Source organism: Polynucleobacter sp. MWH-CaK5 (genome assembly GCF_018687615.1).
Lineage (GTDB): Bacteria > Pseudomonadota > Gammaproteobacteria > Burkholderiales > Burkholderiaceae > Polynucleobacter.
On record NZ_CP061299.1, the window covers coordinates 716,448 to 731,974 of the forward strand.

The window sequence follows — 15,527 nt, forward strand, 5'->3', positions numbered from 1 at the left end:
TTTTCGCTAACAATTGAATGGTGATTAAATAATGTTGATGGTTAAACGCCTTGCTTTAAGCTGGCTTCAATGAATGGATCTAAGTCGCCGTCTAAAACTTTTTGCGTATTGGATATTTCTACGTTGGTTCGAAGATCTTTAATACGGCTTTGATCTAGAACATACGATCTGATCTGGTGACCCCAGCCCACATCGCTCTTGGTGGCTTCTAGCTTGTCTTGCTCTGCTTGGCGTTTACGTAACTCATGTTCATAAAGGCGAGACTTCAACATAGACATGGCTTCCGCACGGTTTTTATGTTGGCTTCGATCGTTTTGACACTGCACCACAATACCGGTTGGTACGTGAGTCAAACGAACCGCTGAGTCTGTTTTGTTGATGTGCTGTCCGCCAGCGCCTGAGGCACGGTAGGTATCCGTACGAATATCCGCAGGATTGATGTCAATCTCAATAGAGTCATCAACTTCTGGGTAAACGAACACACTCGTGAATGAGGTATGACGTCCATTGGCTGAGTCAAATGGTGATTTGCGCACCAGGCGATGCACGCCAGTCTCTGTTCTTAAATGGCCGTATGCGTATTCACCATCAATTTTGATCGTGGCGCTTTTAATGCCAGCCACATCACCGTCTGAGACTTCTAGCACTTCAGCTTTAAAACCTTTGCGCTCACAGTAACGAAGGTATTGGCGCAACAACATGCTGGCCCAGTCGCAAGCCTCAGTTCCGCCGGCTCCTGATTGAATATCAATGAAGCATGAGCTCGGATCCATTGGATTGCTGAACATGCGTCGGAACTCAAGTCCTTCGACTTGTTGGCGCATGCCATCTGTATCGGCTTGAATCGATAGAATTGTTTCGAAGTCACCTTCCTCTTTGGCCATTTCAAATAATTCTTGGCTTGAGGTGATGTTGTCCGTCAGAAAATTAATAGTGCCTACGACACCATCTAAAAGCTTTTTTTCTTTGCCCAGGGCTTGGGCTTGCTTAGGATCATCCCAAATTTTGGGATCTTCAAGGGTTTGATTAACTTCGACTAAACGTTCTGCTTTGTTGTCGACGTCAAAGATACCTCCGAAGCTCAATCGTACGAGTACGCAGGTCTTCGAGGGTGTTGCTGATGAGATTTAATTGTTCGGCTTCCATGGTCGGCAATTATAAAGGGTCATCGAGAGCTTCTATGTGTAATTGAGCTCTGGCAACCCCCTGATAATGGTCCGTAACGACTCGATAAGCCAATCTGGCAGGGTTTGGCAGGGTCGCATTTCTGGAAAACCAAATGCCGTTGAAGGCTTTGGGATGACTTGAACCATTGGAATTAATGGCTTTTAACTGAACTCGGAGGTGTTTTTCTTGAATCAGGGTTTGAGTTAGCACTTCAAACTCACCAACAAATACTGGGGCAGGAAATCCTTGGCCCCAAACTTCATTGGCAAGCATGGTGCCAAGTTCTGGGTCAATGAATTCTGGGTCGAGCTTGCCATCGTGAGCCAGTTGTCGTTGGAGTACTTCTGGTGTCATCAAGCTTTGAGCCACTTCTTCAAAGCAAGCTTTGAATTCCTCAAAAGAATCTTCTTCAATCGTCAATCCCGCAGCCATGGCATGACCGCCAAACTTCAAAATAAGATCTGGATGCTTTTTAGAAACCAAATCCAAGGCATCTCTCAAATGAAATCCTTGGATGGATCTGCCTGAGCCCTTGAGAACGGCTTGTCCAGATTCTTCTCCTGGAGCAAAAATCAGGGTGGGGCGGTGGAATTTTTCTTTCAATCTTGATGCAACGATGCCAATCACGCCTTGATGCCATGTTTCATTGGCCATGCACAGGGTGGCCTGGTCACCAACTTGTATATCTACTAAGCTGGCCAATGCAGTTTCTTGCATACCCGCTTCAATGGTTCGGCGTTCGCGATTCATGCGATCAAGTTCGTGAGCTAATTTCAATGCTTCCTCTGGCGATTCAGAAAGCAAACATTGAATACCCAATGACATGTCAGCCAATCGGCCGGCAGCATTTAAGCGAGGACCCAAGGTGAATCCAAGATCAAATGAGCTCGCACGATTGGGGTCTTTCCCAGCAGCGATGTAAAGAGCCCGAATACCCGCTTGCATTTGCCCACTTTTAATTCTTTTGATGCCATTGGCAACCAAGATGCGATTATTTCTATCCAGAGATGCAACGTCCGCAACAGTGCCAAGCGCCACTAAATCTAAAAGGTTTTCAAGGCGTGGTTGAGTTTCTGCCGAGAAGGCACCACGAGCACGAAACTCAGCGCGCAATGCAATCAATAAATAAAACATCACACCAACCCCGGCAAGCGCTTTACTTGGGAAAGTGCAATCAGGTTGATTGGGGTTCACAATCCAAGCGGCTTTTGGTAATTGATCGGCAGGTAAGTGATGATCTGTGACCAAGACTTCAATACCTAATTGTTTTGCTCTTTCAACACCGGCAACGCTGGCGATGCCGTTATCAACGGTGATCAAAATATCTGGTTTATCAGGAAGACCGGAAACCAAATCGACGACCTCCGGTGTCAAGCCATACCCCAAGGTGAAACGATTAGGAACAAAGTAATCAATATTGATGTTCCAGGGTGCACCCAAAGCTCTTAAACCTTTGAGGCCGACGGCGCACGCTGTTGCTCCATCGCAATCATAGTCAGCAACAATCAGTAATTTTTTACCTGCTTCAATCGCATCAGCTAAGTATTTCGCTGCTAATTCACAATTTTTAAGCTGTGCAGGTGGGATCAGGTTCTTGAGTTCGAGTAAAAGTTCTTCTGGTTTTTCAACGCCTCGAGCAGCAAACAATTTTGCCAATACTGGGTGAGTGCCACTTTGCTCAAGCCAAGCGGCACTTTTTTCTGAATATTGGCGCTCTTTGAATTGAATGGTCATGAGCGAAGCATATCCTGAAGTGATCCGACGACTGGTTTTTTCCAAAGGGCAAAACCTTTTTTAGGCAGTTGTTCAATGGTGATTGTTCGAGATCTTTCTTGACCTTCTGGAAAGTCGATCAATTCAATTGCTTTAATCTCATGATTGATCAATGCTTCATTTGCCTTTTGCCAAACAGTGCTCAACTCCGGGTCAGAGGCTGATAGCAATGAGATCGTGTTGGCCAAACTCAATTCATTCAGTGAAGTGGTGTGGGGCTTGTTCAGGTGAGATGCGAGCAAGTTCAGGCATCCATCAGAACTATGCCACTGCTTGGCGTCTAAGAGCCTCTCGTTGGGTTTGATATCAGTCAGCGTGCCATTGCCGCTGATCCACACAGAGTTAATGCTGAGCATGCCTTCAGCTTGTCTGGCTTCATTGACTGGGTGGTTGAACCAAATCATCTGAATCTCGTTTTGCCATTTGCGCCATTGTCGAGCCACACCTTCTTGGCTTGTATCGGATGGCATCCAATGATCAATATTGCGACCCTCTGCTTGAGAAGTGCTGACAGTTGATAAGGTTTGAAGTGCTGAAGATTCAATGAACCATTTATGAGGCTTGCTTCGATGAGTGATAGAACTCATTTCTGCAAAAATATCTTTCACTGATTCAAATAGGTCATCAGCTTCTGATGCTTTGATATCTAATATTTGAGTGCTCGTTAAAACCAAGTGATCTCTGGCGGCATGAATATGAATGGGTTCAATGCGAGCAATACATATATTTGGGTCAACAGTAACTCCATGCGATTGGAGTTCCAATGGCGCACTGGCATTCTGCTTACCCAGTAAAAACTTCTCATAGGGCAGGCCACGGTCAAAAGATTCTTGATCTTGGCTATCGGCAATAACGAGGGTGTATTTCATAACCTTGATTTTAGGTGGCATTTAGACCTTCTGTCCAAGAGCAAGCTAAACTCTTTCATATGAATATTTGGCCGATTGAACTCGAAATTGCATGGCGCTATACCAACGCCAGGAGAAAAGGCGGAAAAAACAAGGAAACAGGCTCTAAAGACGGGTTTTTGTCATTTATATCGTCTGTATCAATGTTGGGTATTGCCTTGGGTGTGGCGGCTCTGATTGTGGTTCTATCGGTCATGAACGGCTTCCAAAAGGAAGTTCGTGATCGGATGCTGTCTGTTTTATCTCATGTAGAGATTCATGCCCCGACAGGTTTGGGTGAATGGCAGCCTTTATTAGCCAAAGTTCAAGAAAATAAACGTGTGACAGGTGCTGCACCGATGATCATGTCTCAAGCATTGATCAGCCGAAGTGATGTGATGCGCGGAGTGGCACTTCGAGGCATTGATCCTGAATTAGAAGGAAAAGTATCTGATATTCCAAAACACTTTATTCAAGGACAAATCAGTGGTTTAAAGCCTGGTGAATTTGGTTTGGCTTTGGGAGCGGAGTTAGCTGGAATCTTAGGCGTGCAATTGGGTGACCGCATCACCATCATGGTCCCTGAAGGCGATATCAATCCTGCAGGCATGACGCCACGGATGAGAGCCTTTAAGTTGATTGGCATCATCGATAGCGGTCATTATGAATTTGATAGTACTTTGGCCGTGGTTCATTGGAAAGATGCGGCCGCTTTATTGCGATTGGATGGTCCATCAGGTTTGCGTCTGAAATTAGATGATATGCAGCAAGCCGCAAAAGTGGCCGATCAACTTTCTATGCAACTGCCTGGTTTGTGGGTCAAAGATTGGACAAGACAAAATAAAAATTGGTTTGCCGCTGTTCAAACTGAAAAACGCATGATGTTCATCATTCTCACCTTGATCATTGCAGTGGCCGCATTTAACTTGGTCTCAACACTGGTGATGACTGTGACTGATAAGCGAGGGGATATCGCCATTCTTCGCACCATGGGTGCCAGTGCTGGAATGATTCAAAGAATTTTCTTTGCTCAAGGCTTCATGATTGGTGCCATTGGCACTTTGGGTGGAATCATCTTGGGCTTGCTGATTTCATTGAACATCGATGTGATTGTGCCTAGCTTGGAAGCAATCTTCCGTGTTCAATTTTTACCTCGTGACATTTACTTTATTTCTAGCTTACCTTCCGATGTGAGAAGCAGTGACGTGATCACGGTGGGTTTGATGGCATTCATTCTTTCTCTTTTGGCAACTCTTTATCCAAGTTGGAGAGCAGCCAAAATTCAACCGGCTCAGGCCTTGCGTTATGAGTGAGGGACTGAATATGAACATGGCATTAGTAGCTAAAAATATTTCCAAAACTTATGGAGAGGGTGACTTGGCTGTTCAAGTCCTTCATGACATCAGTTTGGAGCTTGCAGTTGGTGAAAAATTAGCCATTGTTGGAGCCTCGGGATCTGGCAAGAGTACTTTGTTACACCTGTTGGGTGGCTTGGACCATGCCAGTCAAGGTGAAGTCATTTTGGCTGGTCAGTCTTTGGCTCGTCTCTCTGAAGCTGACCTGAATAAGTTGCGCAATCAACATTTAGGATTCATTTACCAATTCCACCATCTCTTGGCTGAGTTCAGTGCATTGGATAACGTGGCCATGCCATTGCGTATCAGAGGCATCGATAATGATGAAGCCAGAGTTGTTGCCAAAGAGATGCTTGCGAAAGTAGGTTTATCCCATCGAGTTGATCATCGACCAGCTGCGCTGTCAGGTGGAGAGCGTCAGCGTGTCGCAGTTGCTAGAGCGTTGGTCACCACCCCAAGCTGCGTTTTGGCTGATGAGCCTACCGGAAACTTGGATGCTGAAACCGCAGACACTGTATTTGATTTGATGTTGGAGATTGCCAAAAGTCAGGGCACTGCATTTGTGATTGTGACCCATGATCCATTGCGTGCAGCAAGATGTGATCGTGTTTTACGTTTGGACCATGGCGTATTGAAGGCTCATTAACGTGGCCTTGTGTTTAGATACCCATTGCCATCTTGATGCCGATGAGTTTGGGCTTGATCGTGATGCCGTGATTCAGCGTGCAGCGCAAGCGGGGGTCAGCGGCGTGTTGTTACCCGCCGTGCGAGCAAAAGATCATTTATCTGTAAAAAATCTAACTCATCAAGCTGCTCAACTCATGCCGGCAAGTTGTTATACCTTGGGCATTCATCCGATCTTCACCCCTGAGGCAAAAGAATCAGATTTGGATGTTTTAAGACGTGCAGTGATTGAAGCCTTGGACGACCCTCGTTTTGTTGGAATCGGAGAGATTGGCTTGGATTATTTTTTGCCTGATCTTGATGCCAACCATCAGTCATTCTTTTTTGAAAAACAACTCGATCTTGCCGAAGAATTTAATCTGCCAGTAATTTTGCATGTGCGTCGTTCTCAAGACGCTATTTTGAAAGCTTTGAGACCGAGAAAAATCATCGGTGGTATTGCCCATGCATTCAATGGCAGCTTTCAGCAGGCAGAGCAGTTCATCAAGTTAAATTTTGTGATGGGTTTTGGCGGTGCGATGACATTCCCCAGAGCTCTACAAATTAGACGCTTGGCCAAGGAGTTGCCTTTCGAGAGTCTGGTTCTTGAAACGGATGCACCAGACATTCCTCCTGCTTGGTTGGCAAAACAAGTAAGCCATCGTAATGAGCCTGCTGAGTTGGTGGAAATTTCATCAGTTCTTGCAGAGATCCGTTCTTCGTCGATCAGTCAAACTCAATCTATCTGTGCCAATAACGCTTTGCGCGTGATTCCTCGCTGGGCAACATTGCTTGCTCAGTTGCCTCTCTCTAAAGACTAGATAACTTGCGCTTTTTATTAACGGCATTCATTGCCGGGGAATCTCTTTTACTTTTTTTGCCGCAGTTGCCCAAGGGCGATGTGTGGGTGAAGCTCAGTCTATTGATTGGTTGCTTGCTAATTTCAATCCATCTGATCAGTTATTTAAAGATGACTGCCATGCCCAAAGTAAGACTTTGTTTATGGGTGCTTGTTTTATTTTTATTGGGTTTTTCTTGGTCTGCTTATCTAACTCATACACGCTTGAGCAATGATTTACCTTCAGAGTTAGAGGGTGTTCCATTGTTGGTGACTGGAGTGATTGATGGCTTGCCTCATCAAGGTGATCAGTCATTGAGATTTTCATTAAAAGTTGAAGAGGCGATTCATGAAGATGAATTAATCAAGATTGATCTAAAAGATTTTCCGAATCGACTTTCATTAGGCTGGTATCCGGGTTGGCGAGGCGAGGGAGTCTTGCCTGATCTAAAGCCGGGGGAGCGCTGGCGTTTGCCGGTTGTCCTTAAAAGAGCTCATGGCCTCATGAATCCTCACGGATTTGATTTTGAGCGTTGGATGTTTCAACAAGACCTAGGAGCAACTGGTTCTGTGAAGGCGAATGCAAAGGGTTTGCCAAGATCCTGGAAACCAAGTCTCTTAGCTGACTTCCATTTGAGCTTTACAACTTTTGTTGAATTAACTCGTTGGCATTTGCGTGAACGCATCAAGCGATCAGCTCCTGAAGAGGCTCCCTATGTTGGGGTATTGATTGCTTTGGTGATGGGTGAGCAAAATGCAATTCCTCAAGATGATTGGCGTGTCTTCAATGCAACTGGCATTGGCCACTTGATTTCTATTTCTGGTTTACACGTCACGATGTTGGCTGGTATGGGTGCTGCCTTGGCCAATCGTTTGTGGCGTCGTCGTTCACTGCCCATGTTGTGCGCAACTCAAAAAGTATCTGCATTGAGCGGTTTCCTTGTGGCATTGATCTATACCTGGCTGGCAGGTTTTCAGATTCCTGCTCAAAGAACCATGTACATGGTGGGGGTGGTGGCCATCGCTCTTTGGACGGGGCGAATCACGCGAGCATTTGATATTTGGTGGTGGGCTTTATTTGTAGTGCTCTTCTTAGATCCCTGGGCTGCCTATACACCTGGCTTTTGGCTTTCATTCGGTGCTGTGGCAGCGATTTTGTTTGCCATGCCTGGCCAAGATGGCCTGTCTGAATATGGTTACAGTCGTTCTCAAAAATGGTGGCAGTCATTCAAGGAAGCTACTCGCGTACAAGCTGTTGTCACGATTGCTTTATTGCCTTTAACTCTTTATTGGTTTTCGCAGTTCTCAGTGGTTTCTCCTTTGGCCAATGCATTTGCTATTCCATTGGTGAGTTTTATTGTTACCCCTTTTGCGATGCTGGGTGCTGTTTTGCCTTCGCCCATCAGTGATGGATCTTTATGGATCGCGCACTCATGTATGGAATTCGTGGCTTGGTTTTTAAAACCAATGTCATCATGGTTTTGGTCTGTTGCTTACTTGCCGCAACCAAGCATTTTATTTTTTGTGATTTCTACTGCCGGAATTATTTATGCTATCCGTCCTGGCCCATTGGCATTGACTTATAAAAGTCGGCTGATGGGGTTGTGCTGTTGCTTGCCTTTACTGTGGCCTAAGATTCCTGATGTGGCTCATGGCGACTTTAAGGTCACAGTTTTAGATATTGGGCAGGGCACTGCTGTTTTAGTTGAAACGCACAGCAAACGTTTGCTTTATGACACTGGTCCAAAAACATCCCCTCAATCAGATGCTGGAGAAAGAAACGTTTTGCCATTTCTGAGAGGTGAGGGTATTTCATTCATCGATCGAATGGTCATCAGTCATAAAGACACTGATCATGTTGGCGGCGCCTTGAGTCTGATGAAAAGTATCACCTTTGGTGATTTATTGGGAACCTTGCCGGAATGGCATTTTTTGGTCGATAAGGCCAAGAATTCTCAGATACCAGCTTTGCCATGCCAAGCTGGTCAGAGCTGGGCTTGGGATGGGGTTTTATTCAAGGTTTGGCATCCAGGTCCTGAGATGACATTTGCCAGTGTTCATCATTCTGGAAAACCTAATGCAATAAGTTGTGTCATTGAGGTGACCAATGGGCATTACTCATTTTGGCTCACTGGGGATGTTGAGCGAGGGGGCGAGGCAATCATTGCTAATGAGTACAAGCCCTCCAATGAATTGACATCTATTTTGCTCATGCCGCACCACGGCAGTGCGACTTCTTCATCCCCAGTATTTCTTGATGCGATCAAGCCGCATTGGGCTGTTGCTCAAGCGGGTTACCGTAATCGATACCGTCATCCCAATAAGAAAGTAATGGAGAGATACATTGAACGTGAGATTCCAATGCTTGAAACTATTCATACGGGGGCTCAAATCTGGGAATTCAAAGGAAAAGACTGGTCTAGAAAAGACTGGCGTGAGATTCAGCGCAGATCTTGGCATCAGTAATAAGCAAAGACCCAGTCTGGTAAAGGCTTTCTAGCCTAAAAAGATGTTTTAGGACGAAATTTCGAGCATTCTTTCTGGGTATCGCTATAATTGCGTATTACCCACTAAGCATATTCGATGACTAAATTCATCTTTGTTACTGGTGGTGTGGTTTCTTCCCTCGGGAAGGGTATCGCAGCCGCCTCCTTAGCCGCCATTCTTGAATCGCGCGGCCTAAAAGTCACCCTCTTAAAATTAGACCCATATATCAACGTCGACCCCGGTACGATGAGTCCTTTCCAGCACGGAGAAGTATTCGTTACGGAAGATGGCGCTGAAACCGACCTTGATTTGGGCCATTATGAGAGATTTGTATCTGCCAAGATGCGCAAGAGCAATAACTTCACCACTGGTCAGATTTACGAGTCTGTGATTCGTAAAGAGCGCCGTGGCGAATATCTAGGTAAGACTGTGCAGGTGATTCCGCACATCACCAATGAAATCCAGAGTTTCGTTGAGCGTGGCGCTAAAGCCAGTCATGATGGCCATGCAGATGTGGCTATTTGTGAAATTGGTGGCACGGTGGGTGACATTGAGTCTTTACCGTTTTTAGAAGCTGCTCGCCAAATGAGCTTGAGATTGCCTCAGGGTGATACTGCCTTTGTGCATTTAACTTTGGTACCTTACATTGCAAGTGCAGGTGAGTTGAAAACCAAGCCAACCCAGCACTCAGTTCAAAAGTTAAGAGAAATCGGCATCATGCCAACAGCGTTGTTATGCCGTGCAGATAGACCGATCCCTGAAGATGAGAGAGCCAAGATTTCTTTGTTTGCGAATATGCGCGAACAAGCAGTTATCTCAGTTTGGGACGTTGATACGATTTACAAGATTCCACAAATGCTCCACGAGCAGGGTTTGGATGAGTTGATTTGTCATGAATTACGCATTGATGCTAAGCCTGCCAATTTATCTGTTTGGAATGGTTTGGTTCACAGCCTTGAAAATCCGAAGCATGAAGTAACGATTGGCATGGTTGGTAAGTATGTTGACTTAACAGAGTCTTATAAGTCATTGATTGAGGCCTTGCGTCACGCTGGTATTCACAATGAAACAAAAGTTGGTATTCGTTATATCGACTCTGAGAATTTAGATGGTGGCGATGTTTCAAGCCTTGCTGGTTTAGATGCTATTTTGGTGCCTGGTGGTTTTGGCAAGAGGGGCACTGAAGGAAAGATTGCAGCCATCAAGCACGCTCGTGAGAACAAGATCCCTTACCTTGGTATTTGTTTAGGTATGCAGTTGGCCGTGATTGAGTTTGCTCGTCATGTGGCTGGTTTGAAGGGCGCTAACAGTACTGAATTTGAGCCGAACGGTCCTCATCCGGTTGTGGCATTGATCACTGAGTGGATGGACCGCGAAGGTCGTGTTGAAAAACGTGATGAAGCTTCAGATCTGGGTGGCACTATGCGCTTGGGTTCACAGCGTTGTCCAGTTAAAGCAAATACTTTGGCTGAAAAGATTTATGGCTCAGAAGTTAATGAGCGTCATCGCCATCGTTTTGAAGTGAACAATGTGTACGTTCCTAAACTAGAGTCTGCTGGCATGATTATTTCTGCAAGAACTCCTAATGAGTCTTTGCCAGAAATGATGGAATTGCCAAGTAGCATGCACCCATGGTTCTTCGGTGTGCAGTTCCATCCGGAGTTCACGTCAACTCCAAGGGATGGCCACCCATTGTTCTCTGCATTCATTAAAGCAGCCTTAACCCAAAAGGGTATTGCAGTTTGATCTGCACAGTATTAAAGAATTAAGGAGTTAGCCATGAAACTATGCGATTTTGAAATTGGTCTTGATAAGCGTTTCTTTTTAATCGCTGGCACGTGCGTGATTGAATCTGAGCAAATGGCCATGGACACAGCAGGTCAGCTAAAAGAAATCACGAGTGCTTTAGGCATTCCATTTATTTACAAATCATCTTTTGATAAAGCCAATCGCTCTTCAGGAACTTCATTCCGTGGCCTTGGCATGGAAAAAGGTCTTGAGATTCTGGCCAAAGTTAAAAAAGAAATTGGCGTGAACATTTTGACTGATATTCATGAAGTTGATGAGATCAAACCTGTGGCTGCGGTTGTTGATGTATTACAAACACCAGCGTTTTTGTGTCGTCAAACTGATTTCATTCGTGCTTGCGCTCAAAGCGGTAAACCAGTGAACATCAAGAAAGGCCAATTCTTAGCCCCAGGCGACATGAAGAACGTGATTGATAAAGCCAGAGCTGCTGCTAAAGAAGTTGGTTTGTCAGAAGACATGTTCATGGCATGCGAGCGCGGCGCGTCTTTTGGTTACAACAATTTAGTGTCTGATATGCGCAGCCTTGCCATCATGCGCGAAACCAATGCTCCGATTGTTTTTGATGCCACGCACTCTGTGCAGTTACCTGGCGGTCAAGGCACCAGCAGTGGTGGTCAACGTGAGATGGTTCCTGTTCTAGCTAGAGCAGCTGTAGCAGTTGGTGTGAGCGGTTTGTTCATGGAAACTCACCCAAATCCTGCTAAAGCCCTATCAGATGGACCGAATGCAGTGCCGTTGAACCGCATGAAAGAATTACTCGCCACTTTGGTGGCTTTGGATGACGTTGTTAAAAATGGCAACGTTTACTTAGAAAAAGATTTCAAATAATTTGTTAAGGGAAAAGTCATGAGTGCAATCGTTGACATCATTGGACGTGAAATATTAGATTCAAGAGGCAATCCTACTGTTGAGTGTGATGTATTGCTTGAGTCTGGAGTGATGGGCCGTGCTGCGGTACCTTCAGGTGCATCAACTGGTTCACGTGAGGCTGTTGAGTTGCGTGATGATGAGCCAGGTCGCTACCTTGGAAAGGGTGTTCTAAAAGCTGTTGAAAATATCAATACTGAAATCGCTGAAGCAGTGATGGGTCTTGATGCCAGTGAGCAGGCCTTCCTTGATCGCACTTTGATTGATTTAGACGGTACTGACAATAAATCACGTTTAGGCGCTAATGCAACGTTGGCTGTTTCTATGGCTGTTGCCCGTGCAGCTGCTGAAGAAGCTGGTCTGCCTTTATACAGATATTTTGGTGGTTCAGGTGCTATGCAATTGCCGGTACCAATGATGAACATTGTGAACGGTGGTTCACACGCCAACAACAGTTTGGATATTCAAGAGTTCATGATCGTGCCTGTGAGCATGACGAGCTTTCGTGAAGCCGTGCGTTGTGGCGCAGAGGTTTTCCATGCCTTAAAGAAAATCATTCATGACCAAGGCATGTCTACATCTGTTGGTGATGAGGGTGGTTTTGCACCTAACTTCAAGAGCAATGAAGAGTGTTTGAACACGATTCTTCAGGCGATTGAAAAAGCTGGTTACAAGCCAGGTGAAGATGTTTTATTGGCTTTAGATTGCGCTGCCAGTGAGTTCTACAAAGATGGCAAATACGACTTATCTGGTGAAGGTCTGCAGCTGACTTCAGTAGAGTTTGCTAACTACCTTGCCAACTTGGTTGATAAATATCCGATCGTTTCAATTGAAGACGGTATGCACGAGGGTGACTGGGAAGGTTGGGCAATCTTGACTGAGAAGTTAGGCAAGAAAATCCAATTGGTGGGTGACGATTTATTTGTAACCAACACCAAGATCCTTAAAGAAGGTATTGAGAAGAACATTGCTAATTCAATTTTGATCAAAGTGAACCAAATTGGTACTTTGACAGAAACTTTTGCAGCGATTGAAATGGCTAAGCGTGCTGGTTACACAGCTGTGATCTCTCATCGTTCAGGTGAGACAGAAGACAGCACGATTGCTGATATCGCGGTTGGTACAAATGCAGGCCAAATCAAAACTGGTTCATTGTCACGTTCTGATCGTATTGCCAAGTACAACCAATTGATTCGTATTGAAGAAGACTTGGGGGATATTGCAACGTATCCTGGCAAGTCAACTTTCTATAACTTACGCAAGTAATTTTAGAAACCCATACCGGAATAGAGAGCCCAGATGCGCATCGTTGTATACGGCATGTTGGCTCTCTTGGTGATCATTCAGTACCCATTGTGGTTAGGCAAGGGCGGTTGGCTGAGAGTTTATGAGCTTGACCGCCAAGTATCTAAACAAATGGAAAAAAATGATGCGCTTGCAGCACGTAATGCCAAGCTGTCAGGTGAAGTCAAAGACCTCAAAGATGGTACCAAAGCGATTGAAGAGCGCGCTCGCGCAGAGCATGGCATGAGCAAAGAGGGCGAGGTCTTTGTGCAGGTGGTTCCTGGTAAAAAGCCAGCGAATGACCCTGCTAAGGATGAGGCTTCAAAAGCCAAGTAATATTTTTTCGTACAATTACTTATGATTAATATAAATAATTGGAGCAAGCAATGACTACAAAAATTTTAGTTTTTAACTTTGAAGGTTATTTAGGCAGTTGCCAATTTGAGCCTGACTCAAAAACTTATCATGGCAGGATTTTGGGCATTAAAGATTTAGTTACGTATGAGGCCTTAAATAGCGATGATTTGTATGAAGAATTCATTGCATCAGTAAATGACTATTTAGAGACTAGCCTTGAACTCAACAGATTGCCTCAAGAGTCACAGATTCATTGACTGAAAATAACTAATCTGAAATCACTTTTCATACAAATTAGCAAGCTAAAAAACTCCCTAAGCACCACCTAATTAGCTGAAGTCTCTTGAGTAGTACCCTTGTTCAATCCCTGTAATGTTTTTCATTACATGTAATGTTATGCATTACAATATAAATTATCAAAATAAATGATTCAATCTTTTAAGCATGGTGGCCTACGTCTATTTTTTGTTAATGGGTCGTTGAGAGGTATCCCCGCCGCTTACTCAGGAAAGATTTCTCGTTTATTGGATAGCTTAGATGCTGCATTGCTACCTGAAGATATGAATGTGATTGGTTTTAGATTCCATGCGCTCAAAGGAACAAAAAAGGGTGTCTATTCGGTTAGTGTTTCAGGTAATTGGAGAATCACATTTAAATTTGATGTGAATGGCCCATTTAACGTTAATTTAGAGGATTATCATTAATGAAGAGCATTAGAAATCCATCTCGTAAGCCAACTCACCCGGGAGCTGTTTTGCGGGAAGATGTCATGCCTGAGCTGGGTATCACTCAGGCTTCTTTCGCTAGTTATTTGAGGGTAAGTCGCCTGACAGTATCGGAGATCCTCAATGAAAAGCGAGGTATCAGCCCTGAAATGGCAATGCGAATATCAGCAGTTGTTGGTGGAAGCCCAGAAATGTGGCTTCGCATGCAGGAAGCTTTAGATTTATGGATGGTTGCGCAAAAGTTTAAGAAGAATCCTAAAACAGCACCCAGACCCTTAAAGCAAATGCTACTTGTAGCCTAATGCTTTGAGCTTGGAGCTTGTTTTACTGCATCAACAATCGTCGGGCTGGCAAAGATCTGTTTGCAATCAACAGCATCAAAAATATAAATCTGACCACAGAAATCACAATTGGTTTCAACCGCATCTTTTTCTAAAAGAATGCTGTTCACTTCTTCTTCGCCAAGCATTTTGAGCATGTCGGCGACCTTGATGCGAGAGCAGCGGCATCCAAACTTAATCGGTCTTTCATCAAAACTTCTCACTCCATGATGGGCTGACTCATCAAGGTACAAGCGATTCATCAATACCTTGGGTTCAAGACTCAAGAGTTCTTCATTGGTGACTGTGTCTGAGAGCATCTGTAGTCTGGACCAACCTTCAGCAGCCATCTCGTCATCCATCTTTAGTTGGCCACCCATATTAGGCAATCTCTGTAGCAATAAGCCCCCACAGGACTCTTCGTCGCTGGCTAACCACAAGCGGGTCTCTAACTGCTCAGAGTCTCGCATGTACAAAGTGATCGCTTGGGCAATGCTTTTGACTGGCTCTCCATCGTCACTCAAAGCTACGATGCCTTGGTAGGGGTTTTGACCTGGTTTGCGATCAGCGGGATCTAATGTGATCACCAATCGACCTTGACCATCGGGATTAATCAAATCTGACAAATTGGCATCATCGGGAAGACTGGATAGATCAATGTCCTCATTCAACTTCGCGGTTGCTCGAATCACCAAATGTTCATTGCACTCTAAAACCAATAAACGAACTGCGCCATTCCCCTGAGCTTGAATGATCATGCTGCCATTGAACTTAAGAGTTCCGCACAAAAGTACGCCAGCAGCCACCAAGTCACCCAAAAGCTTTTTAACGGCGGGTGGGTAGTCTTTGCGGGCCAAAATGGCTTGCCAAGAATCTCTGATATTGACGATTTCGCCGCGCACAGGCGCACCATCAAAAACAAAGACTTGGAGAGAATCTGGGGAGTATTTATCTGTCATAACGTATATTGTAGAAACTTTATGAAATGACGCACT

At 44.9% G+C, this 15,527-nt stretch carries 15 protein-coding genes; 11 read left to right on the plus strand and 4 right to left on the minus strand.

Going from position 1 to position 15,527, the window contains the following annotated elements; genetic code table 11:
* Nucleotides 1–41: 41 nt before the first annotated feature.
* From prfB to GQ367_RS03740, 3 genes are all read right to left on the minus strand, one after another.
* Nucleotides 42–1,146 (minus strand): peptide chain release factor 2 gene (gene prfB / locus GQ367_RS03730; protein WP_215291583.1). Its coding sequence is split into 2 segments (ribosomal slippage): nt 42–1,064 and nt 1,066–1,146, totalling 1,104 coding nucleotides; the frame shifts between segments, so codons are not numbered across the junction.
* A 9-nt stretch (nt 1,147–1,155) separates the two neighbouring features.
* A complete protein-coding gene (gene recJ, locus GQ367_RS03735; RefSeq protein ID WP_215291585.1) occupies nt 1,156–2,901 on the minus strand; it encodes a single-stranded-DNA-specific exonuclease RecJ in 1,746 nt (581 codons plus the stop codon).
* The gene (locus tag GQ367_RS03740; protein ID WP_215291587.1) at nt 2,898–3,830 is read right to left on the minus strand and encodes a hypothetical protein; all 933 of its coding nucleotides are present in this window, start codon (nt 3,828–3,830) and stop codon (nt 2,898–2,900) included. Before GQ367_RS03740 ends, recJ begins: the two co-directional genes overlap by 4 nt.
* A gap of 38 nt (nt 3,831–3,868) precedes the next feature.
* Here GQ367_RS03740 and GQ367_RS03745 point away from each other — a divergent pair, with 38 nt between their 5' ends.
* From GQ367_RS03745 to GQ367_RS03795, 11 genes are all read left to right on the plus strand, one after another.
* On the plus strand, nt 3,869–5,140 hold the full coding sequence (locus GQ367_RS03745; RefSeq protein WP_215291589.1) for a lipoprotein-releasing ABC transporter permease subunit: 1,272 nt from the start codon (nt 3,869–3,871) through the stop codon (nt 5,138–5,140).
* A gap of 10 nt (nt 5,141–5,150) precedes the next feature.
* The gene (lolD, locus tag GQ367_RS03750; protein WP_371818551.1) at nt 5,151–5,828 is read left to right on the plus strand and encodes a lipoprotein-releasing ABC transporter ATP-binding protein LolD; all 678 of its coding nucleotides are present in this window, start codon (nt 5,151–5,153) and stop codon (nt 5,826–5,828) included.
* A gap of 1 nt (nt 5,829) precedes the next feature.
* Complete coding sequence (locus GQ367_RS03755) at nt 5,830–6,666, plus strand: TatD family hydrolase (protein ID WP_251370207.1); 837 nt, start codon at nt 5,830–5,832, stop codon at nt 6,664–6,666.
* A gap of 5 nt (nt 6,667–6,671) precedes the next feature.
* Nucleotides 6,672–9,149 (plus strand): DNA internalization-related competence protein ComEC/Rec2, encoded by a 2,478-nt coding sequence (locus GQ367_RS03760; protein ID WP_215291593.1) that lies wholly within the window; start codon nt 6,672–6,674, stop codon nt 9,147–9,149.
* Nucleotides 9,150–9,266: 117 nt separating this feature from the next.
* The gene (locus GQ367_RS03765) at nt 9,267–10,916 is read left to right on the plus strand and encodes a CTP synthase (protein ID WP_215291595.1); all 1,650 of its coding nucleotides are present in this window, start codon (nt 9,267–9,269) and stop codon (nt 10,914–10,916) included.
* Between the two features lie 33 nt (nt 10,917–10,949).
* Entirely contained in the window at nt 10,950–11,807 is an 858-nt protein-coding gene (gene kdsA, locus GQ367_RS03770) for a 3-deoxy-8-phosphooctulonate synthase (RefSeq protein WP_089516548.1), read from the plus strand.
* Between the two features lie 18 nt (nt 11,808–11,825).
* Nucleotides 11,826–13,112, plus strand: coding sequence for a phosphopyruvate hydratase (eno, locus tag GQ367_RS03775; protein WP_089516549.1), 1,287 nt, complete (start codon nt 11,826–11,828; stop codon nt 13,110–13,112).
* A 33-nt stretch (nt 13,113–13,145) separates the two neighbouring features.
* Complete coding sequence (gene ftsB / locus GQ367_RS03780) at nt 13,146–13,466, plus strand: cell division protein FtsB (RefSeq protein ID WP_215291597.1); 321 nt, start codon at nt 13,146–13,148, stop codon at nt 13,464–13,466.
* Between the two features lie 50 nt (nt 13,467–13,516).
* Nucleotides 13,517–13,744: a hypothetical protein gene (locus GQ367_RS03785; RefSeq protein WP_215291599.1), complete on the plus strand. Its 228-nt coding sequence runs from the start codon at nt 13,517–13,519 to the stop codon at nt 13,742–13,744.
* Nucleotides 13,745–13,912: 168 nt separating this feature from the next.
* Nucleotides 13,913–14,191, plus strand: a complete 279-nt coding sequence (locus tag GQ367_RS03790) for a type II toxin-antitoxin system RelE/ParE family toxin (protein WP_215291601.1) — start codon at nt 13,913–13,915, stop codon at nt 14,189–14,191.
* Complete coding sequence (locus GQ367_RS03795) at nt 14,191–14,514, plus strand: HigA family addiction module antitoxin (protein ID WP_215291603.1); 324 nt, start codon at nt 14,191–14,193, stop codon at nt 14,512–14,514. Before GQ367_RS03790 ends, GQ367_RS03795 begins: the two co-directional genes overlap by 1 nt.
* Here GQ367_RS03795 and GQ367_RS03800 read toward each other — a convergent pair.
* Complete coding sequence (locus GQ367_RS03800) at nt 14,511–15,491, minus strand: Hsp33 family molecular chaperone HslO (RefSeq protein ID WP_215291605.1); 981 nt, start codon at nt 15,489–15,491, stop codon at nt 14,511–14,513. The genes GQ367_RS03795 and GQ367_RS03800 overlap by 4 nt on opposite strands.
* Nucleotides 15,492–15,527 lie beyond the last annotated feature (36 nt).

What these genes read in the sequence shown, in the direction of transcription:
- GQ367_RS03800 (WP_215291605.1), bottom strand. Translation starts at nt 15,491, where the DNA reads ATGACAGATAAATACTCCCCAGATTCTCTCCAAGTCTTTGTTTTTGAT.
- GQ367_RS03740 (WP_215291587.1), bottom strand. Translation starts at nt 3,830, where the DNA reads ATGCCACCTAAAATCAAGGTTATGAAATACACCCTCGTTATTGCCGAT.
- lolD (WP_371818551.1), top strand. Translation starts at nt 5,151, where the DNA reads ATGAACATGGCATTAGTAGCTAAAAATATTTCCAAAACTTATGGAGAG.
- recJ (WP_215291585.1), bottom strand. Translation starts at nt 2,901, where the DNA reads ATGACCATTCAATTCAAAGAGCGCCAATATTCAGAAAAAAGTGCCGCT.
- ftsB (WP_215291597.1), top strand. Translation starts at nt 13,146, where the DNA reads ATGCGCATCGTTGTATACGGCATGTTGGCTCTCTTGGTGATCATTCAG.
- GQ367_RS03745 (WP_215291589.1), top strand. Translation starts at nt 3,869, where the DNA reads ATGAATATTTGGCCGATTGAACTCGAAATTGCATGGCGCTATACCAAC.
- GQ367_RS03795 (WP_215291603.1), top strand. Translation starts at nt 14,191, where the DNA reads ATGAAGAGCATTAGAAATCCATCTCGTAAGCCAACTCACCCGGGAGCT.
- GQ367_RS03785 (WP_215291599.1), top strand. Translation starts at nt 13,517, where the DNA reads ATGACTACAAAAATTTTAGTTTTTAACTTTGAAGGTTATTTAGGCAGT.
- GQ367_RS03765 (WP_215291595.1), top strand. Translation starts at nt 9,267, where the DNA reads ATGACTAAATTCATCTTTGTTACTGGTGGTGTGGTTTCTTCCCTCGGG.
- kdsA (WP_089516548.1), top strand. Translation starts at nt 10,950, where the DNA reads ATGAAACTATGCGATTTTGAAATTGGTCTTGATAAGCGTTTCTTTTTA.
- eno (WP_089516549.1), top strand. Translation starts at nt 11,826, where the DNA reads ATGAGTGCAATCGTTGACATCATTGGACGTGAAATATTAGATTCAAGA.
- GQ367_RS03790 (WP_215291601.1), top strand. Translation starts at nt 13,913, where the DNA reads ATGATTCAATCTTTTAAGCATGGTGGCCTACGTCTATTTTTTGTTAAT.